At 63.2% G+C, this 20,680-nt stretch carries 13 protein-coding genes; 8 read left to right on the forward strand and 5 right to left on the reverse strand.

The features are described from left to right. Window positions 1–19 precede the first annotated feature (19 nt). Both ACIPHM_RS11785 and ACIPHM_RS11790 read left to right on the forward strand, forming a co-directional pair. Entirely contained in the window at window positions 20–466 is a 447-nt protein-coding gene (locus ACIPHM_RS11785) for a YeeE/YedE family protein (protein WP_400327998.1), read from the forward strand. Next, complete coding sequence (locus tag ACIPHM_RS11790) at window positions 463–912, forward strand: DUF6691 family protein (protein WP_400328000.1); 450 nt, start codon at window positions 463–465, stop codon at window positions 910–912. Before ACIPHM_RS11785 ends, ACIPHM_RS11790 begins: the two co-directional genes overlap by 4 nt. A 28-nt stretch (window positions 913–940) precedes the next feature. Here the strand turns inward: ACIPHM_RS11790 and ACIPHM_RS11795 are convergent, their stop codons facing one another. Together ACIPHM_RS11795 and ACIPHM_RS11800 are read right to left on the reverse strand one after the other, a co-directional pair. Continuing rightward, the gene (locus ACIPHM_RS11795) at window positions 941–2,323 is read right to left on the reverse strand and encodes an MFS transporter (RefSeq protein WP_400328002.1); all 1,383 of its coding nucleotides are present in this window, start codon (window positions 2,321–2,323) and stop codon (window positions 941–943) included. Between the two features lie 244 nt (window positions 2,324–2,567). Next, window positions 2,568–3,167, reverse strand: a complete 600-nt coding sequence (locus tag ACIPHM_RS11800; protein ID WP_400328004.1) for a GNAT family N-acetyltransferase — start codon at window positions 3,165–3,167, stop codon at window positions 2,568–2,570. A gap of 904 nt (window positions 3,168–4,071) precedes the next feature. Between ACIPHM_RS11800 and ACIPHM_RS11805 the strand changes: the two genes are divergently transcribed. Beyond that, the gene (locus tag ACIPHM_RS11805; protein ID WP_400328006.1) at window positions 4,072–4,362 is read left to right on the forward strand and encodes an H-NS family nucleoid-associated regulatory protein; all 291 of its coding nucleotides are present in this window, start codon (window positions 4,072–4,074) and stop codon (window positions 4,360–4,362) included. A 370-nt stretch (window positions 4,363–4,732) separates the two neighbouring features. On the opposite strand, the gene ACIPHM_RS11810 is transcribed toward ACIPHM_RS11805, so the two are convergent. Beyond that, window positions 4,733–6,007 (reverse strand): ATP-binding protein, encoded by a 1,275-nt coding sequence (locus ACIPHM_RS11810; RefSeq protein ID WP_400328008.1) that lies wholly within the window; start codon window positions 6,005–6,007, stop codon window positions 4,733–4,735. A gap of 166 nt (window positions 6,008–6,173) precedes the next feature. Continuing rightward, window positions 6,174–6,893 carry a response regulator gene (locus tag ACIPHM_RS11815; protein WP_353191278.1) on the reverse strand — a complete coding sequence of 240 codons (720 nt, stop codon included), beginning with the start codon at window positions 6,891–6,893 and terminating at the stop codon, window positions 6,174–6,176. 567 nt (window positions 6,894–7,460) lie between these two features. Here ACIPHM_RS11815 and ACIPHM_RS11820 point away from each other — a divergent pair. The 5 genes from ACIPHM_RS11820 to ACIPHM_RS11840 all read left to right on the forward strand — a co-directional run bounded on the left by ACIPHM_RS11820 (window position 7,461) and on the right by ACIPHM_RS11840 (window position 18,098). Beyond that, window positions 7,461–8,828 carry an MdtA/MuxA family multidrug efflux RND transporter periplasmic adaptor subunit gene (locus tag ACIPHM_RS11820; RefSeq protein ID WP_400328010.1) on the forward strand — a complete coding sequence of 456 codons (1,368 nt, stop codon included), beginning with the start codon at window positions 7,461–7,463 and terminating at the stop codon, window positions 8,826–8,828. 99 nt (window positions 8,829–8,927) lie between these two features. Next, complete coding sequence (locus ACIPHM_RS11825) at window positions 8,928–12,128, forward strand: MdtB/MuxB family multidrug efflux RND transporter permease subunit (protein WP_400328012.1); 3,201 nt, start codon at window positions 8,928–8,930, stop codon at window positions 12,126–12,128. After that, window positions 12,125–15,289 (forward strand): multidrug efflux RND transporter permease subunit, encoded by a 3,165-nt coding sequence (locus tag ACIPHM_RS11830; protein ID WP_400328014.1) that lies wholly within the window; start codon window positions 12,125–12,127, stop codon window positions 15,287–15,289. The genes ACIPHM_RS11825 and ACIPHM_RS11830 overlap by 4 nt, the downstream gene beginning before the upstream one ends. Before the next feature lie 241 nt (window positions 15,290–15,530). Continuing rightward, the gene (locus ACIPHM_RS11835) at window positions 15,531–17,036 is read left to right on the forward strand and encodes an efflux transporter outer membrane subunit (protein ID WP_400328258.1); all 1,506 of its coding nucleotides are present in this window, start codon (window positions 15,531–15,533) and stop codon (window positions 17,034–17,036) included. A 423-nt stretch (window positions 17,037–17,459) separates the two neighbouring features. Next, window positions 17,460–18,098, forward strand: coding sequence for a response regulator (locus tag ACIPHM_RS11840; RefSeq protein WP_400328016.1), 639 nt, complete (start codon window positions 17,460–17,462; stop codon window positions 18,096–18,098). A gap of 117 nt (window positions 18,099–18,215) precedes the next feature. Here the strand turns inward: ACIPHM_RS11840 and ACIPHM_RS11845 are convergent, their stop codons facing one another. Next, window positions 18,216–20,438: an FUSC family membrane protein gene (locus ACIPHM_RS11845; protein WP_400328018.1), complete on the reverse strand. Its 2,223-nt coding sequence runs from the start codon at window positions 20,436–20,438 to the stop codon at window positions 18,216–18,218. Window positions 20,439–20,680 lie beyond the last annotated feature (242 nt).

The raw sequence follows: 20,680 nt of genomic DNA on the forward strand, positions 1-20,680 counted from the left end.
CGGCGCTACAGAACTCTCCATGACACTCGACACCCTGCATTTCACCCCCTGGGCATCGCTCGCCGGCGGCGTGCTCATCGGCGTTGCCGCCGTCTGGCTGATGCTGTCCGCCGGACGCATTGCGGGCATCTCCGGCATCGTGGGCGGCCTGTTGCGTCCGCGTGCGCAAGACGTGGGCTGGCGTGTGGCGTTCATCGTCGGGTTGATGGCGGCGCCGTGGATCTATCGCGCAGTGGCCGTCGTTCCCGAAGCGCAGATCGATGCCGGCACGGCGATGCTCGTCGCTGCCGGATTGCTGGTCGGCTTCGGCACACGGCTCGGCTCAGGGTGCACGAGCGGCCACGGGGTTTGCGGGCTGTCGCGATTGTCCTGGCGCTCGCTCGTCGCCACGCTGTGCTTCATGGCAACCGGCTTTCTGACGGTGTTTGTCGTGCGTCACGTGCTCAACGCGGGAGTTGCCGTATGAAGAAACTGCTTCCCGTGCTTTTTGCCCTGATGGGCGGGCTGATCTTCGGCCTCGGGCTGATCCTCGCGGGCATGGCGAATCCGGCGAAGGTACTGGGGTTTCTCGATATCGCCGGCAAGTGGGACCCGTCGCTCGCGTTCGTGATGGGCGGTGCCGTGGCCGTGGGGCTCGCCGGATTCCGATTGGCGCATTTGCGCGCGCTGGCCTGGACGGGCGCGCCGCGTGTCTGGCCTGCGCTGCGGGGCCTCGATAAACGACTGGTGATCGGTGCGCTGCTGTTCGGCGTTGGCTGGGGAATTGCCGGGATCTGCCCGGGCCCGGCGCTGGTGCTGCTGGGTGCGGGCTCAGGCAAGGCGCTGCTGTTCGTCATCGCGATGATCGTCGGCATGGCGATCCATGGCGCTGTCACCCGAGCGACTCGCACGACCCGGACGGACGCGAAGTAGCGCATCCGTCCAGCAAGGCACTGCGGCGTCAGTGCTTTCTCGCGAGCTCCGTGCCCGCGTTGGCGGGCAACTGCCGCGTGACGGGAATCGATAGCCACGAGAACAGGCCGATCACGAGAAATGCGGGGAGGAAGTCGCCGGCCGTCAACTGGCCGTGGCCGGCCAGCCGGCTGCTCGCCTGCAAGACCATCCCCGAAATCGTCACCCCCAAGCCCAGCGACAACTGCTGCACTACGCTTGCGAGGCTGGTCGCGCGACTCGCGTCTTCGCTCGCAATGTCGGCGTAGACGATCGAGTTCAGGCAAGTGAATTGCAGCGACGGGAAGAAGCCGCCGAACGCCACCACGCCGAGCATCACGATCACCGGTGTGTTGTGCGTGAAGAGTCCATAGGACGCGAGCGCCAGCCCGGCGAGTGCGGCATTCACGATCAGTACCTGACGGAAACCGAATCGCGCCAGCACCCGCTGCGCAATCGCCTTCATGAAAATCGCGCCGAAAGCCGAGGCGCAGGTGATCATGCCGGACTCGAACGGGTCCATGTGAAGCCCTTCCTGCAACGCCAGCGGCAGCAGGAAAGGCACGGCGCCCAGGCCGATACGAAAGAGCGACCCGCCGACGACGCTCGCATGGAACGTCGGAATGCGCATCAGGCGGAAGTCGAGCAACGGGGCTTCCACGCGATTGGCGTGGCGCCAGTAAGCGTAGACGAATACCGCCCCCAGCACGCACATGGTCACGACAACGCTGTCGCTCACCTGATGCTCGCCGATCATCGCCAGCCCCAGCATGAGCAGGCCGCTGCCGAGCGCCGAGAGGACGAAGCCGAGCGTGTCGAGGCGTCCGGCATCGCCGCCACGCTCGTTGTCGATGTACTTGCCCGCGAGATAGATGCCGAGCAGGCTCACCGGAATGTTAATGAAGAAAATCCAGCGCCAGTGCAGATACGCCGTGATCGCGCCGCCGAGCGGCGGGCCGATGACCGGGCCGAGCAGGGCGGGCATCGTCAGATAGCCGATGGCTTTGACCAGATCGTGCTTGGGCACCGCGCGGAAGATCACGAGACGGCCGACCGGCACCATCATCGCGCCGCCCACGCCTTGCAGAAAACGGGCGAACACGAATGTCGGCAACGTGAACGACACCGCGCACAGGACCGAGCCGGCCATGAAAATGCCGATGGCGGTACGAAACACGTTTCGCGCGCCAAAACGGTCGGAGACCCAGCCGCAGATCGGAATGAAGATGCCGAGCCCGACCACGTAGGCGGTCAGCGCCATCTTCAGCGAAATCGGATCCTGATGAAGATCGCGTGCCATGGCGGGCAGCGAGGTGGTGATCACCGTGGCGTCGATGTTCTCCATGAACAGGGCGCAAGCGATGATGAGCGGGATGATGACGGCGCGCGACACGATGGGGGAGACGGCTGGCGCAAAGAGTCGGATTCTCCCACGATTTAAGCACCCGCTTCAATCGCGAACGCGACGTATATCGCTTGGTTGCCGCCAATCGGGGATCGGTGCGGCGGAGGGTGATGAGGGCCGCTCAGGTGTCGGTCAGTCACCGGTCGGTTGTCTGTCAACCGATGGCAAGTCCGCCGTCTGTCAGTCGGTAACCGGTCGCGGGGTAGCCACGGCATCGCCGCGCCGTCGTGAATCAAGTCGCGAGATCGCCGGCGTCGAGCCGGTAAAGCACATGGCGGCGCAGCCGGTGGCCGAGCGGAATCAGCGGATGGAGAAAGTCTTCGTCGGGACAATGGCGCATGCCGATGCGTTGCATCACCGCGCGCGAGCGGACATTGGCGGGCACCGTAAAGGAGACGAGGCTGTCCATGCCCAGCGTCTCGAAAGCGTATCGCGCAGCGGCGCTCGCGGCTTCCGTGGCGTATCCCTTCGACCACCACGCCCGCGCCAGACGCCAGCCAATCTCGACGGCCGGCACGAACGGGGCGTCGAAACCCACGCGCATCAGACCGACGAACCCGGCGAAGGGCGTGACGCCTGGAATTTCCAGCGCCCAGGGACCGAAGCCGTGCGTCTCGAGGTGCTGTGCCAGCCGCAGCGCGACGGCGTTGCTCTGTGTTTTGTCGAGCGTCGTCGGAAAGTGGCGCATGACTTCGCGGTCGGCGTTGAGCGCGGCGAACAGCGGCAGATCGTCCGTGCGCCACTGGCGCAGGATGGTTCGCCCGGTGGCGATCGTGGGCGCTGCGGTATCGAAAGGCGAGTGTGAATCCGAAGCTGTCGTCGAGGTCGTCATGCGTTCAAATCCAAAGGGAATCAGTACCGATTCAGATGGCGAATTGCCGATTGCGGTAAATCAGTAACGGCTTAATTTTACCCAAGCCGATGCTTTTCACTGCCCCGACAGCCTTGCTGCAAGGCCCTCTGCGGAGAATCGGAGGGGGTGCGTCCGAAGCTATCTTACGAAAACTTGCACGATTCGTGGAATGAGATTGGCGTATGTGTCTGACGTATACGTCAATAAATCGGCGGGGGCGGATTCGTCCCGATTTATTCCTATCGCGAATCGCAGACGCGCTTCGGTGGATATGACGAAGGAGATGCCGTCGATATCGGGATAACGCGTATTGGCTGGCGCGACGGTCGTCTCATCGGATGGCAACCATTAGCAATTCGATGAAATAGACCTAATTCTCAAGCTGAATCCTCAAGTCAAGTTATCCGTAAATTGCGGTGCTTGACAGAGAGTTGTCCGAATAATTGCGGTGTTTCGGATAACAGAATGATCGGATTGCGCTTAAATATTCGTAATCGTATATTTTGGTGCGTCGAATTATGTGTGAAGTCGGTGCTTCGGGCGGTGCGAGGGGGAGGGGCGGGAAACCTTTCGGAGTCTTGCTGTCCGATACGCGAGCCGGCCGGGCCGCGTGGAGTCCTGATCACTTGACGGTGAATTCGTCGCATATTTCGAGAGAATTAGCTTCGGGCCCGACGAGATATCGACCGGATTATCGAGGCGGGGATGTCGCGGTAATCCCGGATATGTGCCCCGATCCTGTGCATTGTCTGAAGAGACGCTCGGAAAATTCAATGAAATTTGTGCATCCAGCGACTCATTCGATGGAAATGCAGTTTTCAAATTATTAAAACTCGTGCTATTTTAAGTAGCGATCCATTTTAACAATGTAAGGACACGCCAGATGGCAAGCTACAAGGAACTCGTCGCGCAACGCGACAAAATCGAAAAGCAGATTGAAGAGGCCCGCGCCCGTGAAGTGGCCGAGGTCATTGCTGCGGTCAAGCAGAAGATCCAGGAATACGAATTGACGGCAAAGGACCTGGGGCTTGCCACGACGGACGGTCGCCGCCGCGCCGTTCGCGCGCAAATCGCTCCCAAGTACATGAATCCGGCCACCGGCGAAACGTGGTCGGGCCGCGGCCGCGCGCCGAAGTGGGTCGGGAAGAACAAAGAGAAATTCCTGATCAAGTAATTCGCCGGCGAAAGCCGGACTGGCATTGCCGGTCACATGCCAGGGAAATTGGGGAGCAGACAGCACCGTGCCTCACTCGCACAGTGTGTTGCCATCTCCATCGTGTCCCTGAGAGCAGTAAAGCAGCAGCCCAGTAGTCATATTGCCCCCCAACCCGGATCGCCTGGCTGTGGCTTGATGTGATGCAGTGCCGTAAAAGTCAAAACCCGCCGTTCGTGTACCGACGGCGGGTTTTTTCATTGCCCGGGAATTCACGCGGGCGCCGCGTGAAACGCAAGCGCCAGATTGAGCCACGTTCGCAAGTGGAGCTGGCGAGCGGAATTCGCGTCGAATTCCGCTGATTCGGCGCCTCGGCTCTTTGGCGCTCCAGTTATTCCGCGCCCGGATCGTCCGGCGGGAACATCAACGTGACTTGCAGGCCGCCGGAGGCGCGGTTGCTGAACGAGACGCGCCCGCCCAACTGCTGGGTGAGCTTGTCGACGATGGCAAGCCCCAAGCCGCAATGCGCATTGCCGCCACGTGCCGGATCGAGACGAACGAACGGCCGCACGATGCGATTGATATCTTCGTTGGGAATGCCTGGGCCGCTGTCTTCGATCACGAGACGCCAGCCGCTGGCGTCCTGGGAGGTGCGAATCGCCAGCGGTGCGCGACCATACGTCACGGCGTTATCGAGCAGGTTGTTCACGATGCGTTCGAGATACGTTTGCCGCAACTTGAAGCCGGGGCCGGCCTGCAAATCCAGTTCGATGGCGTAGCCCTGATCGAGGAACGGCGCGATCAGCGACGGAATACGCGCCTCTACCGGCGAGGCCGCGCTGTCCACCTCGACGCCCCGTGCAAACAGCAGGAACTGGTCGACGATGCGGGTCATCGATTCCGCGTCGCGCGTGATGCCTTCGCTCATCTGCACGTCGTCGAGCATCTCTGCGCGCAGACGCAGGCGCGCGAGCGGCGTTTTCAGATCGTGCGCAATGCCGGCGAGCATGGTATTGCGCTCCCGGTCGGTCTGCACGATGTCGTGACTCATGCGATTGAAACGCTCGGTCAACTGACGCAATTCCAGCGGGCCGCGTTCCTTGACCTGCGTTCGCACGCGGTGGGTCGCGAGTTGCTCGGCGGCCGCCGCCATATCGCGCACGGGACGCTGCAACTGCCACGCCGCGAACAGCGCAAAGATGACGGTAATCCCGAGAACGGCGGCAAGGCCCGGCAGAATCGTCGCCGATCCTGGCGGATTACGCACTGACAGCACCGGCGTGGCGATCCAGTAGTCGCGGCCCGGCAGGCGCGCCCAGATGCGCGGCGGCGGCGTGCGCTCCACCCGCAATTGCGTGCCTGCGGGCAGGCGCCGGGCGAGTTCCGTCGTCAGACGGGCGCTCGTGGTGGCGGGCTCGAAAACGTCGCCGTGCGCGAACGAGACGGGCACGACCTGCACGAGATCGGGCAGCGTCAGCGTGGAATTGCCCTCATGGACTTCGGATGCCGCCTTGATGATGAATGCCATCTGCTCGGCGGCATTCTGCACGCGCGTCTCGTCGTGATCGCTGCGAAGGATCGTGAGATACGAGAAATGGCTGATCACCAGCGCCGCGATGATGAGCACCGCGAGCCGGCCGAACAGTGTGTCGAAACGGCCTTTCATGCAATGCTCCGCATGTCGGGCGCCAGGGGCAATGAAAACAATATCGGCTGCATGCCGGAGTCCTTGTCAGACCGGGAGATGGCATCTTCGAACAGGACGACGGCAAAGCCACGCTTGTTACGCGTTGGGCACGTTTTGCATGTGCCGCCCGTATGGGACCGGGACATCAACCGGTGGCCATATCGGCGCGCTGGCCGTCGGGAACGAAGATGTAACCACGCCCGCGCACGGTCTGGATAAAGCGCGGGCTCTGCGCGTCTTCGTCGAGCAGACGGCGCAGGCGCCAGATCTGTACGTCGATGCCGCGGTCGTTGACGTCGCTGTCGGCGCCGTAGAGCAATTCGATGATGCGTTCTCGCGAGAGCACCTGCATGGCGTGATTCACCAGCAGGCGCAGCAAACCGTATTCGCCGTCCGAGAGCGTGAGCAACTGCGCGTCGCGAGTGAGCGTGCGGCTGCGGAAATCGAGCATGAACGGGCCGAACGCGTAATTCTCGCGTTGCTCGGGCACCGCCGCGTCGGGCGTCTTGCGACGGCGCAGCACGGCATTGATGCGGGCGAGCAGCTCGCGTGGGCTGAACGGCTTGCCGAGATAGTCGTCGGCGCCGATTTCCAGCCCGACGATACGGTCGATCTCGTCGCTGCGTGCCGTGAGCAGGATCACCGGCACATCGTCGTTGCGCGCGCGCAGGTCGCGCAGCGCGGTCAGGCCGTCGACCTTGGGCATCATCAGGTCGAGCACGATCAGGGCGGGGCGCTCGCGCTCGAGGCGGGCGGCCAGCCCTTCGCCGTCGTGCATCACTGCGACGGAGAAGCCGTGGCGGCTCAAATACTCGCGCAGCAGGTCACGCAGATCGGGATCGTCGTCGACAACAAGAATCTTCATATTCGTTCGGACAGGTTGTGTCGTCATGATAGTGGCCTCGCTGCGCGGCTTTGCACGTGTTTTGTTTCCGGAAATTACAGTCTTGGTCGCCTGTAACGATGCGTAATAATAGAGCGAGCTTCGATTACGCACGAATTTCGTTTCCGTCACGTAAGCTTCGGTCTCTTAATCAGATCACCTGATTCGCAACTCTCCGGCGATATTCAGACGATCAATACGCACACCCAGTCGCACATCTGGCATCGCAAGCGTGCTGCGGCAAGGCAATGCACGGCCTCGCAATGCAAGGGGCGACAGGCGCAAAGGCGAGCCCTGCGCGAACCATCGCCCGTGTGGCCGGTCTTTCACCAGCGTCGGCAATGTCCGACGATCCACGCGGGGAAAGCTGCCGAAACGCGCGCCCGCGTCGAGCTGTTACAACCGTCTGCTATGCTGATCAGCCAAATCAGGCGTGTGCCGCTGCTACGGGGCGCCTGAACGAATTGCTGCGATGCAGCAATCCGATAAGAAAAGTACGTCGCCTTGTTTGGGCGAATTCGCCATTCACCCCGCTGTTATGAGGAAGTCATGACCGAGCACGGTCCCCACGGTCCCGAAAAACCGAACGGTTCTGAGCGTTCGCCTGCACCGTCCGTACCGCCGGCCCCCCCGGTGTCACCCGCGGCTTCGCGCAAGCGCCGCTGGCTCGTGCCCGGCGTGATCGGGCTGATCGTCGTGCTCATCGCCGGGGGTGTCTACTATCGGTTGCATTCGCAAAACGCCCAGGGACCGGTGCAGGCGGGCGGACGCCGCGGCGGCCCGCCGGGCGGCATGGCCGGTGCCGGTGCGCCTGCCACGCCGGTGACCGCCGTCGAAGCGAAGACCGGCGATCTGCCGGTCTTCCTCAGCGGGCTGGGCACTGTCACGCCGACGCGCAGCGTCACCGTGCATTCGCGGGTGGACGGCCAGTTGATGAACGTGCATTTCAAGGAAGGCGACATCGTCAAGGCCGGGCAGTTGCTCGCCGAGATCGATCCGCGTCCGTTCCAGGTGCAGGTCACACAGATGGAAGGCCAGTTGGCGCGCGATCAGGCGCTGCTCAAGAACGCCCAGCTCGATCTGGCCCGCTACGAGACGCTGCTCAAGCAGGATTCGATTGCCACGCAGACCGTCGACACCCAGCGCGCCCTCGTCAAGCAGTACGAAGGCACGGTCAAGTCCGATCAGGGCCAGCTCGACAATGCGCGCCTGCAATTGACCTATGCGAGCGTAACGGCGCCGGTTGCGGGCCTCGCAGGCCTGCGTCAGGTCGATCCGGGCAACATCATCCACGCTTCGGACACCAACGGTATCGTCATCATCAACGAAGTCACGCCGATCACCGTCGTCTACACGATTCCCGAAGACAACCTGCCGAAGGTCGTCAAACGCACGCGTGGCGGCGAGACGCTGAGCGTCGAAGCCTTCGACCGCGCGGGCAAGACCCAGCTGGCGACGGGCAAGCTCGCCTCCATCGACAACCAGATCGATACGACGACGGGCACCGTCAAGCTCAAGGCCGAGTTTGCCAACGCCGACGGCATGCTCTTCCCGAACCAGTTCGTCAACGTGAAGATGCTGGTGGACACGCTCAAGGGCGCGACGATCATTCCGAGCGCGGCGGTGCAGCGCGGCACGCAGGGCAGCTTCGTCTACGCCGTGCAGCCGGACCAGACCGTCAAGCTCAAGACCGTGAAGCTCGGGCCGACCGATGGCACCAACGTGGCGGTGGAATCGGGCATCGTGCCGGGCGAGAAGCTCGTGATCGACGGCATGGACAAGCTGCGTGACGGCGCGAAGGTCGAAGTGATCACCGCCGAGAGCCGTGCGGCAGCCGTCGCGCCGCGTGCGCCTGGCGATAAGCGCAATGGCGGTAATGGCGGTAATGGCGGCGGACATCGTCGTCAGGCGCAATAAGGGGAGACGGCGCGAGCTGACGATGTCAGGCTCGCGCATCCCCGTCGTTCCGTATCCGTTTTGCCTACGCTCCCCAAGAGACGCCCTTCAACGTAGCCAATGAATCCGTCCCGCCCGTTTATTCTCCGACCCGTCGCCACATCGTTGCTGATGCTGGCGATCCTGCTTGCCGGTTTCGTCGCCTACCGGCTGTTGCCGCTCTCGGCACTGCCCGAAGTCGACTATCCGACCATTCAGGTGGTCACGCTCTATCCGGGCGCAAGTCCGGATGTGATGACCTCGTCGGTGACGGCGCCGCTGGAGCGTCAGTTCGGTCAGATGCCGGGCCTGAACCAGATGTCGTCGACCAGTTCGGGCGGCGCGTCGGTGATTACGTTGCAGTTCTCGCTCGATCTCGGGCTCGACGTTGCCGAGCAGGAAGTGCAGGCCGCCATCAACAGCGCCAGCAACCTGCTGCCGAGCGATTTGCCGATGCCGCCGATCTACAACAAGGTCAACCCGGCGGACACACCGATTTTGACGCTGGCGATCATGTCGAAGACCATGCCGCTGCCCAAGCTGGAGGATCTCGTCGACACGCGTGTGGCGCAGAAGATCTCGCAGTTGCCGGGCATCGGTCTGGTGAGCATTTCGGGCGGACAGCGTCCGGCCGTGCGCATTCAGGTCAATCCGCGCGCGATCACGTCGTATGGGCTGAATATCGAAGACGTGCGCACGTCCATCGCGGCGGCCAACGTCAATCAGGCGAAGGGCAGTTTCGACGGTCCGCTGCGTGCCTCCACCATCGACGCCAACGACCAGTTGGCATCCGCCGACGAATACCGCAATCTCGTTATCGCCTACAAGAATGGCGGCCCGATCCGTCTGTCCGACATTGCCGACGTGATCGACGGCGCCGAGAACACCAAGCTCGCCGCCTGGGCCGACACCACGCCGGCGATCGTGGTGAACGTGCAGCGTCAGCCGGGCGCGAACGTGATCGAGACGGTCAACCGGGTCAAGGCGCTGCTGCCGCAGTTGCAGGCGGCGCTGCCTGGCAGTATCGACGTCAAGCTGCTCACCGACCGTACCACGACGATTCGCGCGTCGGTCTCCGACGTGCAGTTCGAACTCATTCTCGCTGTTGCCCTCGTGGTGATGGTGATCTTCCTGTTCCTGCGCAACGTCTCGGCCACCATCATCCCGAGCGTGGCCGTGCCGCTGTCGCTGGTCGGCACCTTCGGGGTGATGTACCTCGCGGGCTTCTCGATCAATAACCTGACGCTTATGGCGCTCACCATCGCGACGGGCTTCGTGGTCGACGACGCCATCGTGATGATCGAGAACATTGCCCGCTATATGGAGCAGGGCGAGAAACCGTTGCAGGCGGCGCTCAAGGGCGCGGAGCAAATCGGCTTCACGATCATTTCGCTCACGTTCTCGCTGATTGCCGTGCTGATTCCGTTGCTCTTCATGGGCGATGTGGTGGGCCGGCTGTTCCGCGAGTTCGCGATCACGCTGGCGGTGTCGATCCTGATATCGGCGGTGGTCTCGCTCACACTGACACCGATGATGTGCGCCAAGCTGCTGCGTCACGTGCCGGAAGAAAAGCAGGGCAAGTTCTACCGCAAGACCGGCGAGATGTTCGATCGCATCATCGCGAAATACGGCGAGTGGCTCACGTGGGTGCTCGATCGCCAGGTGGCGACGCTGTTCGTCGCACTCGGCACGCTGGTCCTCACGGTGCTGCTGTACCTGTGGGTGCCCAAGGGCTTCTTCCCGGTGCAGGACACGGGCGTGATTCAGGGCATTTCCGAAGCGCCGCAGTCGATCTCGTTCGCGGCGATGGGCGAGCGTCAGCAGGCGCTGGTCGCGGCGGTGCTGAAAGATCCGGCGGTCGAGTCGGTGTCGTCGTTCATCGGTGTGGACGGTGTGAACGCCACGCTCAACAGCGGGCGTCTGCTCATCAACCTCAAGGACAAGGGCGAGCGCGGCCTCGACGCTTCGGAAGTCATCCGCCGCATTCAGCCGGAGGTGGCGAAAGTGCCCGGTATCGCGCTGTACATGCAGCCGGTGCAGGATCTGACGATTGAAGACCGCATCAGCCGCACACAATATCAATTTACGTTGCAGGACCCGAGTCTGGACACCTTGGGCCTCTGGGTGCCGAAGCTCGTGGACAAACTCCAGCACGTGCCGCTGTTGGCGGACGTAACGAGCGACCTGCAAGTCAACGGCTTGCAAGCGTATGTGGACATCGACCGCGATACGGCGAGCCGGCTCGGTGTCACGCCGGCCGCCGTCGATCAGACGCTTTACAGCGCCTTTGGCCAGCGGCTGATTTCGACGATCTATACGCAGGCGTCGCAGTACCGCGTGGTGCTGGAAGTGGCCGACGATTACCAGCGCGGACCGGACGCCCTCAAGGGCATCTACGTCGCCTCGACTTCGGGCGTGCAAGTGCCGCTTTCGTCGTTTGCAACGATCGTGGAAAAGCCCACGCCGCTGGCGATCAACCATCAGGCGCAGTTCCCGGCCGCCACGATCTCGTTCAACCTCGCCAAGGGCGCCTCGCTCGGCGACGCCGTGAAGGCGATCACCGAGGCCGAACAGGCCATCGGCTTGCCGGTGAGCACGCAAACGACCTTCCAGGGCGCGGCACAGGCCTTCCAGGCGTCGCTCTCCAACACGCTGTGGCTGATTCTTGCTGCGGTCGTCACGATGTACATCGTGCTGGGCGTGCTCTACGAGAGCTACATTCATCCGATCACGATTCTGTCGACGCTGCCCTCGGCAGGCGTGGGCGCGCTGCTCGCGCTCATGGTCTCGGGCAACGACATCAGCATCATCGCGATCATCGGCATCATCTTGTTAATCGGTATCGTGAAGAAGAACGCCATCATGATGATCGACTTCGCGCTGGAAGCGGAGCGCGAGCACGGCATGGCGCCGCGCGAGGCGATCTATCAGGCGTGTTTGCTGCGATTCCGTCCGATTCTGATGACGACGATGGCCGCGGTGCTGGGCGCATTGCCGCTGATGCTCGGCTCGGGCGTCGGGTCCGAGTTGCGTCAGCCGCTTGGTATCACGATGGTCGGCGGTCTGATGGTCAGTCAGGTGCTTACCCTCTTTACCACGCCGGTGATCTATCTGTGGTTCGACCGCTTGGCGCTGCGCGCGCGCACCTGGCGCGCGCGGCATTTCGGACCGCCGGACGACGCGGGGCACGGTGAGCATGACGACCACGGCGGTCCGGGCGGCGGCAACACGGGACACACGGGACACACGGGCCCGGCCACTACGGACGGCCCGGCGCGATGAACCTGTCGGCCGTCTTCATCAAGCGCTCGGTCGCGACCGTTCTGCTCACCATCGGAGTGACGCTGGCGGGCATCGTCGCGTTCGGGCTGCTGCCTGTCTCGCCGCTGCCGCAGGTCGACTTTCCGACGATCTCCGTGTCGGCATCGCTGCCCGGCGCGAGCCCGGAGACGATGGCCGCCAGCGTGGCCACGCCGCTGGAGCGCACGCTCGGGCGCATTGCGGGTGTGACGGAAATGACGTCGAGCAGCTCGCTGGGTTCGACCCGCGTCACCCTGCAATTCGACCTCTCGCGTGACATCAACGGCGCGGCGCGCGACGTGCAGGCTGCCATCAACGCAGCACGCAGTCTGCTGCCTACGGGGCTGCCGAGCAATCCGACCTATCGCAAGGTGAACCCGGCCAGCGCGCCGGTGATGATCATTGCGCTGACGTCCGAGAGCATGACGCGCGGGCAGATGTACGACGCGGCGTCGACCATCCTCGCGCAGAAGATCTCGCAGCTCGAAGGCGTGGGCGACGTGACCGTGGGCGGCAGCTCGCTGCCGGCGGTACGCGTCGAACTCAATCCGACGGCGCTCAACAAGTATCAGATTCCGCTGGAGACGGTGCGCACGGCGATTCAGTCGGTCAATGCGAACCGTCCGAAGGGCGCGCTCGAAGACGGCGATCGCCGCTGGCAGATTCTCGCCAACGATCAGGCGAAGACGGCCAGGGAGTATCTGCCGGTCATCGTCACCTATCAGGACGGCCGCCCGGTGCGCCTGTCCGATATCGCGGACGTGGTCGATTCGGTGCAGGATCTGCGCAACGCGGGGTCGGCCAACGGCAAGCCGTCGGTGTTGCTGATCATCACGACCCAGCCCGGCGCGAACATCATCCAGACGGTCGACGGCATCAATAAAATCCTGCCGAATCTGCGCGCCTCGATCCCGGCGGCGATCAATCTCGACGTGGTGATGGACCGCACGCCCACGATCCGCGCATCACTCAAAGAGGTCGAGCACACGCTGCTGATCTCGATTGGGCTGGTGATCATGGTCGTGTTCATCTTCCTGAGGAACTGGCGCGCAACGCTGATCCCGAGCGTGGCGGTGCCCGTCTCGCTGATCGGCACGTTCGGGGTGATGTATCTGTGCGGCTTCAGTCTCGATAACCTGTCGCTCATGGCGCTCACCATCGCCACGGGCTTCGTGGTTGACGACGCCATCGTGGTGCTGGAGAACATCTCCCGTCATATCGAAGCGGGGCTGAGTCCGTTCGCGGCGGCGCTCAAGGGCACGCGCGAGGTCGGTTTCACGGTGCTCTCGATGAGTATTTCGCTGGTGGCGGTGTTCATCCCGCTGTTACTCATGGGCGGCATTGTCGGGCGTCTGTTCCGCGAATTCGCGGTCACGCTCTCGGCAGCCATCATGGTCTCGCTGGTCGTCTCGCTCACGACGACGCCTATGATGTGCGCACGGCTGCTCAAGGGCAAAGCCGCGCCGGGCGTGCCCGCCGGCACCGCGCCGCTCGCCCCGGAGCCGCCGAAGCGGCCGTCCATCTGGACACGCATGGGCGACTGGACCGAGCGCGTGTTCGACGCGATGCTGCGCGAGTACGAGCGTTCGCTGGCGTGGGCGCTGCGTCACGGGCCGTTGATGCTGCTGATCCTGTTTGCCACGGTCTGTCTGAACGTGTGGCTCTACACCGTGGTGCCGAAGGGCTTCTTCCCGCAGCAGGACACCGGGCGAATGATCGGCTTCATTCAGGCCGATCAGGCGATCTCGTTCCAGGCGATGGAGAAGAAGCTCGCGGACTTTATCAAGATCGTGCAGGCCGATCCGGATGTGGCGACGGTGACCGGCTTCACCGGTGGCTCGAACCGCAACGGCGGCTCGATGTTCGTCACGCTCAAACCGTTGGGCGAGCGCAAGATTTCGGCGGATCAGGTGATTGCGCGTCTGCGCGGCAAGCTGGCGAAGGAGCCGGGCGCCATGCTCTACCTGCAATCGGTGCAGGACATTCGCGTGGGCGGGCGATCGAGCAACGCGCAGTATCAGTACACGCTGCAAGCAGACGATCTTCAGCAACTGCGCGAGTGGGAACCGAAGGTGCGCAACGCGATCTCGCGGCTGCCCAATCTCGTGGACGTCAACACCGATCAGCAGGACAAGGGCTTGCAGACAACGCTCGACGTGGACCGCGATCAGGCCGCGCGCCTGGGGCTGACGATGAGCCAGATCGACAACGTGCTCAACGACGCGTTCGGGCAACGTCAGGTCTCGACCATCTACAACCCGCTCAATCAGTACAAGGTCGTGATGGAAGTGGCGCCGCAATGGTGGCAGAGCCCGGAGTCGCTCAAGGATATTTACGTGGTGACGTCGGCGGGCGCGCAGGTGCCGCTCTCCGCGTTCTCGCGCTATCGTCCGACGAATACGGCGCTGGGCGTCTCGCATCAGGGACAGTTCGCCGCGAGTACGATTTCGTTCAACCTCCCGCCGGGGGTGTCGCTCTCCGAGGCGCAGGTGTCAATCAACGATGCGGTCGGCCGGCTGGGCATGCCGACGTCGGTGCAGGGCAGCTTCCAGGGGACCGCGCAAGCGTTCCAGTCGGCGCTGTCGTCGCAGCCGATTCTGATTCTGACGGCGCTGCTGACGGTGTATATCGTGCTCGGTGTGCTCTACGAGAGCTACATTCACCCGCTGACGATTCTGTCGACGCTGCCCTCGGCGGGCGTCGGGGCGCTGCTGGCGTTGCTGCTCTTCAATACCGAGTTCAGCATCATCGCGTTGATCGGGGTGATCTTGCTGATCGGTATCGTGAAGAAGAACGCGATCATGATGATCGACTTCGCGCTGGACGCGGAGCGGCGTCAGAACCTGCCGCCGCGTGAAGCGATTTTCCAGGCGTGCGTGCTGCGTTTCCGTCCGATCATGATGACGACGATGGCCGCCATGCTCGGCGCCATCCCGCTCGCGCTGGGCACCGGCGATGGCGCTGAGTTGCGTCAGCCGCTGGGGATTTCCATCGTGGGCGGCCTGCTCGTGAGTCAGGTGCTCACGCTCTATACGACACCGGTCGTGTATCTGTATCTCGATCGTTTGCGTCTGCGTTGGGCGCGTTGGCGTGCACGCGGTCAGTCCGGTCGTCGCGACATCGGGGAGGTGGGGCATGGCTGATGCCATTCGTCGGGTGCGTCGTGCGGTTGGCCTGTCGTCACCTTCATCGCCTTCGTCGCGCTCATCACGGTCATTGCGGTCTGCCCTTGCATCCGGTTCGTTCGTCGCGCCGTCCTTGTCATCCGAAACTCTTGTCCCGGCCGATGGGCCGATGCGCACCATGTCCCGTACCCTGAATCGTCAAGCCCGCACCGTCCGTTCCTCTGCGCCCACTGCACTGGCGCAAGGGCGCGACGTGAGGATGTCGCCGCGCGTGCGTCGCACGGCGACGTTTCTTGCGGTGAGCGCCGTGCTGTGGCTCGCGGGCTGTGCGGTGGGGCCCGATTATGTGCGCCCCGAAATCGATACGCCTGCTGCGTTCAAGGAAACCGGCGACTGGAAGCTGGCCGAGCCGAGCGACGCGGTGTCCAAAGGCGAGTGGTGGTCGATTTACCAGGACCCGGTGCTCTCCGACCTGATGACGCAGGTCGACGTCAACAATCAGAACATCAAGGTGGCCGAGGCCAACTACCGTCAGGCGCTGGCGGTGGCGTCGCAGGCCCGTTCGGCCTTCTTCCCGACGATTGGCGCTGACGCCGGCGTGACACGCAGCAGCTCGCGCGTGAGCAACACGGCGATCAGCGGTTCGGGCGTGGGCGGCATTTCGAACAGCTACAGCCTGTCGGGCACGGCCAGTTGGGAGCCCGATATCTGGGGCAGCGTGCGTCGCTCGGTGGAAGCCGGCAATGCGAGTGCCGAGGCGAGCGCGGCGGATCTGGCGAATGCCCGTCTGTCGGCGCAGGCGTTGCTCGCGCAGAACTACTTCGACCTGCGGGTGACGGATGCGCAGAAAGCGTTGCTCGATCGCACCGTTGCCGCATACGAACAGACGCTCAAACTGACGCAGAACCAGTACGCTGTTGGCGTGGCGCAGCGCTCGGACGTGATTCAGGCGCAAACGCAGTTGCAACAGGCGCAGGCGTCGGCCATCGACATCGAAGTGACGCGCGCGCAACTGGAGCACGCGATTGCGTTGCTCGTCGGCAAGGCGCCGGCCACGTTCTCGTTGACGCCTTCGCCGTTGCGCGCTGCGCTGCCGCCGGTGCCAGTGAGTCTGCCGTCGCAATTGCTGGAGCGCCGCCCCGATATCGCGGCGGCGGAGCGTTCGGTGGTGGCTGCGAACGCGAAGATCGGCGTGGCGAAAGCCGCGTTCTTCCCGACGCTTTCGCTCTCGGCGACAGGCGGCTTCCAGAGCAACACCTTTGCCGACTGGCTGACGCTGCCGAGCCGCTTCTGGTCCGTTGGCCCGGCGCTGGCGGCTACGCTTTTCGACGGCGGCCTGCGTCGCGCGCAGACCGATGCGGCCATCGCTGCGTATGACGCGCAGGTCGCGACCTATCGTCAGACCGTGCTTACCGCGTTCCAGGCGGTCGAAGACAACCTCGCCGCACTGAACTATCTGGGACGTGAGGCTGCGGTGCAGAATCAGGCCGTGCAGTCGTCGCGCGAAGCCGCGCAACTCATCCTCAATCAGTACAAGGCGGGCACGGTCGCATTCCAGAACGTGCTGACGGCGCAGGCAACGGCGTACGCCACGGAGCGTACGGCGCTAACGATCCTCGGCCGCCAGTTCACGGCAAACGTACTGCTCGTCACCGCGCTGGGCGGCGGCTGGCACGGGCTGCCTTCGCAGGACGGTGCGGTAGCGGGGACTGTGGCAGCTGCGGCGGACGCTGGCAAGGCGTCGGGTGTCGCTGCACAAGATTAACTACGCATTTTCCGACGCTCACGACGAGCCGATCACCAAATCCAGCGCTGGTGTTTAAGGTAATTCCGAACTTCACAATCGGAATGCCGGAAACCCGCGCTGCGAATCTTCCGAATGCCAGTGACGCGAGTAGCACAGACTACGTTGTCGTGCGTCTGTGCAATTTCATCTCCATGCGAGTCGCTTCAAGCAGTTAGACGGCAGTCACCTCTCTATCGGGCAGTATGCGGGCCTCTCGTGTATTGACCTCACTGCGTGGCAAGCGCACCCGCGTGCGTCGACAATGTGACGTTTCCTAGCCGGTCGGCATGATTCCTTTTTGCCAGAATGGACTCGCTTCGATGCAACGGCCGGCACGAAGCACCGCGCGCCCGGCGCGGTTATGACGGTCTGCCAAATGACGAATATGGGGAGGGGGCAAGGATGACGATCAATGTCGTGGTCGCGGATGACCATCCGATTGTGCGGTTTGGAATACGACGTCTGCTCGAAGAGCGGGAAATGATCCATCTGGTCGGCGAAGCGGGAAATTCGTCAGAGCTCGTGAATTTGCTGGCCAAGTCGCCATGCGACATTCTCGTGACCGACTTTTCGATGCCGGGGGGCAACTTCAAGGACGGGCTCTTTCTCATCGGCTACGTACGGCGGTATTTCCCGAACATCAAGATCATCGTGGTGACGATGCTCGAAAATCTCGCGATTCTGCGGGGCATGCTCAAGCTCGGCGTGCATTCGATTCTCTCGAAACTCGACGAGCAGAGTTCGATTGCCGACATCGTGTGCGTGGTGGCGGATGGCAGCCGCTACATTCCTGCGGGGTTGGCGACGCGTCTGCACGATTCGGTCGTGGACGACACGGAGATCGATGCGTCGAAGCTCTCGGGGCGCGAAGTCGAAGTGGTGCGGCTGTTCGTCTCGGGGCTGACCATCAGCGAGATCGCTTTTCAACTCAGTCGCAGCGTCAAGACCGTTAGCTCACAGAAGACCAACGCCATGCGCAAGCTCGGGCTGGATCGTGACGTCGATCTCTATCACTACGCCACGCGCACGGGGATCACCTGACGTGCGGGGTGAGGCCCGTACGGCGTGTTTGAGGGTGGCTTGCTGTGTCGTGTTGGCATGGCTTGGCCTGTCTCGACGTATCCCGGCGCGGGGTGCGCCGGGGGCGTGGAGCGAAGCTCAGGCCGGCAGACGAATCGCCCGCATGTCGCGCAGAATCAACTCGCCTGCACGCAGCATTTGCTTGAGTTGGTGCACGACCTGTTTGATTTCCTGCACGTGGGCGTCGGCGGCGTCGGGTTGCTGCTCCTGGGCGACGACCAACGCGTCGAGTCGCCGCGTGTAATCGCGCATCGCCTCGGTTGCGGCCTGCGTGTCCGTCGGCACCGACGCCGCCGGCGCCGCGACCGCCTGTGAGAGCAGGTCGCTGATCGCGGCGACCACTTGTCCCAACTCACCGCTCTTGTCTGCCGCGATCTGGCGCGGCAACACATCCGACATGCCCGTGATGTACGACGCCATCACGTGGTTCTGCACCAGCAAATCGTTGAGCTCCGCCACCGCGACCTGCTTGGACTTCGGTTCGAGCATCATCCGCCGGAAGGCAGCGCCGAAATTCCCGAAGGCGATATGCATGTCCTTGCGCGCCAGGCGATACGCGAGGTCGTCGCGCTTGCCGTCGAGACCGACGCTCGACTCCAGGTAAGTGCGTGTCGACTGCACCGCGTTGCGGATCAACGGCCCCATCAGACGGTACTCCCAGTACGGGAACAGATACGAGCACACCAGTGCGATGGCCGAGCCGATCAGCGTGTCGATGGCGCGCTCACCGATCACCGAGAGCGATCCGGGCAGCAGGAAGTGGAACAGCAGCAGCACGTACGACGACATGAAAACAACCGACAGCCCGTAGTTGAACAGCGACAGGCTGTTGCCCATGACCATGCAGAGGAACATCAGCGCGAGCAGCACCCACGACTTGTGCACGAAAGACAGAATCACCAGCACGCTCACGCAGCCGACGAGCGTGCCGGTCAGACGCTGCGCGTTCTTCTGCTTGGTGAGGCTGAAGCCCGGCTTCAGAATCACGATGATCGTGAGCAGCACCCAGTAGCTGTGGTCCTGTCCGGCGAGCAGCGACCAGTTCTCGCAGATCAGCAATCCGGCCGAGATAGCAATCGTGACCCGTAATGCGTGACGAAAGCTCGGCGACGAAAAAGTCAGATTCTTCCAGAGCAGTTTCGGAGAAAAGCTCTGTCTCGACGTGAAGCGCAAGAGCGCCTGATCGATCTGCACCTCCGTGGCGGTGCCCGAGGTCGACAGATCCGTGTTGCGATGCATGCGCTCCACGATACGCGTGGTGCTCCACACGCGACGGAAGGTGTTCGTCAGGGCCTGATACGCCTCGGGCGCGCGCTGAGGAAGCGACTGCTTGCGCATCAACTCGATCTCGTACTCAATGGCCCGGAACTCCGCGCGCCAACTGCGCTGCGCCCGCGACGGCTCGTTGGTCGCGATGGCGTACCCGATCGCATCCACCTCGACGGCGATCTTGCGAATCATGTCGCGGAAGAACACGAGCACGTCGTTGCTGGCGAACTCGCGGCGCAACATCGGATAGTCGGTATGCACGGACACCACCGTCTCGTGCAGGTCGACGATATTGATGAACAGGTTGAACAGCATTGTGCGGCGCGGCTCCAGCGAGCCGGTGCGCAGCCGTGGCAGATTGCGCAAGATGATCTCGCGCGCCGCCTGCTGCTTTTCCACGACGTTGACCTGCGCGGCGATCAGGCGCCGGTAGCAGTCGTCGATATCGGTCGACGTATCGTAGAAAGCCGCCTTGGCCTCCAGATATTCGGAGGTCACGAAAAAGCACTCGGCAAGCGTCTGCTGCTCGATGCGAAACCACCAGAGGCGGCACACGATCAGGCTGAAATAGGTGTACCAGAGCCCGCCCGCGAGCACCGCACCCGCGTCGAGCACTGCCTGATGACGCGTGAGGTCGGCCTCGACGTTGAGCACCATCATCATCAGGCAGGCGAAGCTCACGAGCGACGCGCGAAAGCCATAGACCACGAGCATCGACAGGCCGAACGTCAGGATGAGCGAGGTGATCCAGAGCTGCCACGGCTGCGCGGCCGTCGCCATGCCGGTAATCAGAACCGTCAGGGCGCCGAGCAGCGTGCAACTGAGCAGCTCCGTATGCTTGTGACGCAGCGGCCCGTTGATGTCCACCACGCTCGCGCACAGGGCGCCCGAAGCGACTTCGATGCCGAGCAGATGCTGATCTAACCCCCAAAACAGGACGAGAGCGGGCAGGATGACCCCGACGGCCTGCCGGGTGCCACTGAAGAAGTAATGGCTATATAGGAACTTCTTGATATTGGTCTGATAGTCCATGCGTCGGGTGCGAGGGTTCCGCGGCAAAGCCGGCCGCGCGCTGGGGTGGGGCGCGGCGCAGTGAGAGTCTAGCCCAAGCCCCGCGTGCCGCGAAGTGGGGATACCGCCGGTTACGCGCGCCGCGCGGTCGGGGCGCAGAGGGCCGCCACGTGCAACTGTCACTCAAGACGGGGCAGTTTTTCGGATCTGCCCGATGGGCTTTGGCATTGGGCATTTGTTATGCTTGCGAACAGACTCGCTAA

It is taken from the genome of Pandoraea sp. NPDC087047 (assembly GCF_044745225.1).
Taxonomy (GTDB): domain Bacteria; phylum Pseudomonadota; class Gammaproteobacteria; order Burkholderiales; family Burkholderiaceae; genus Pandoraea.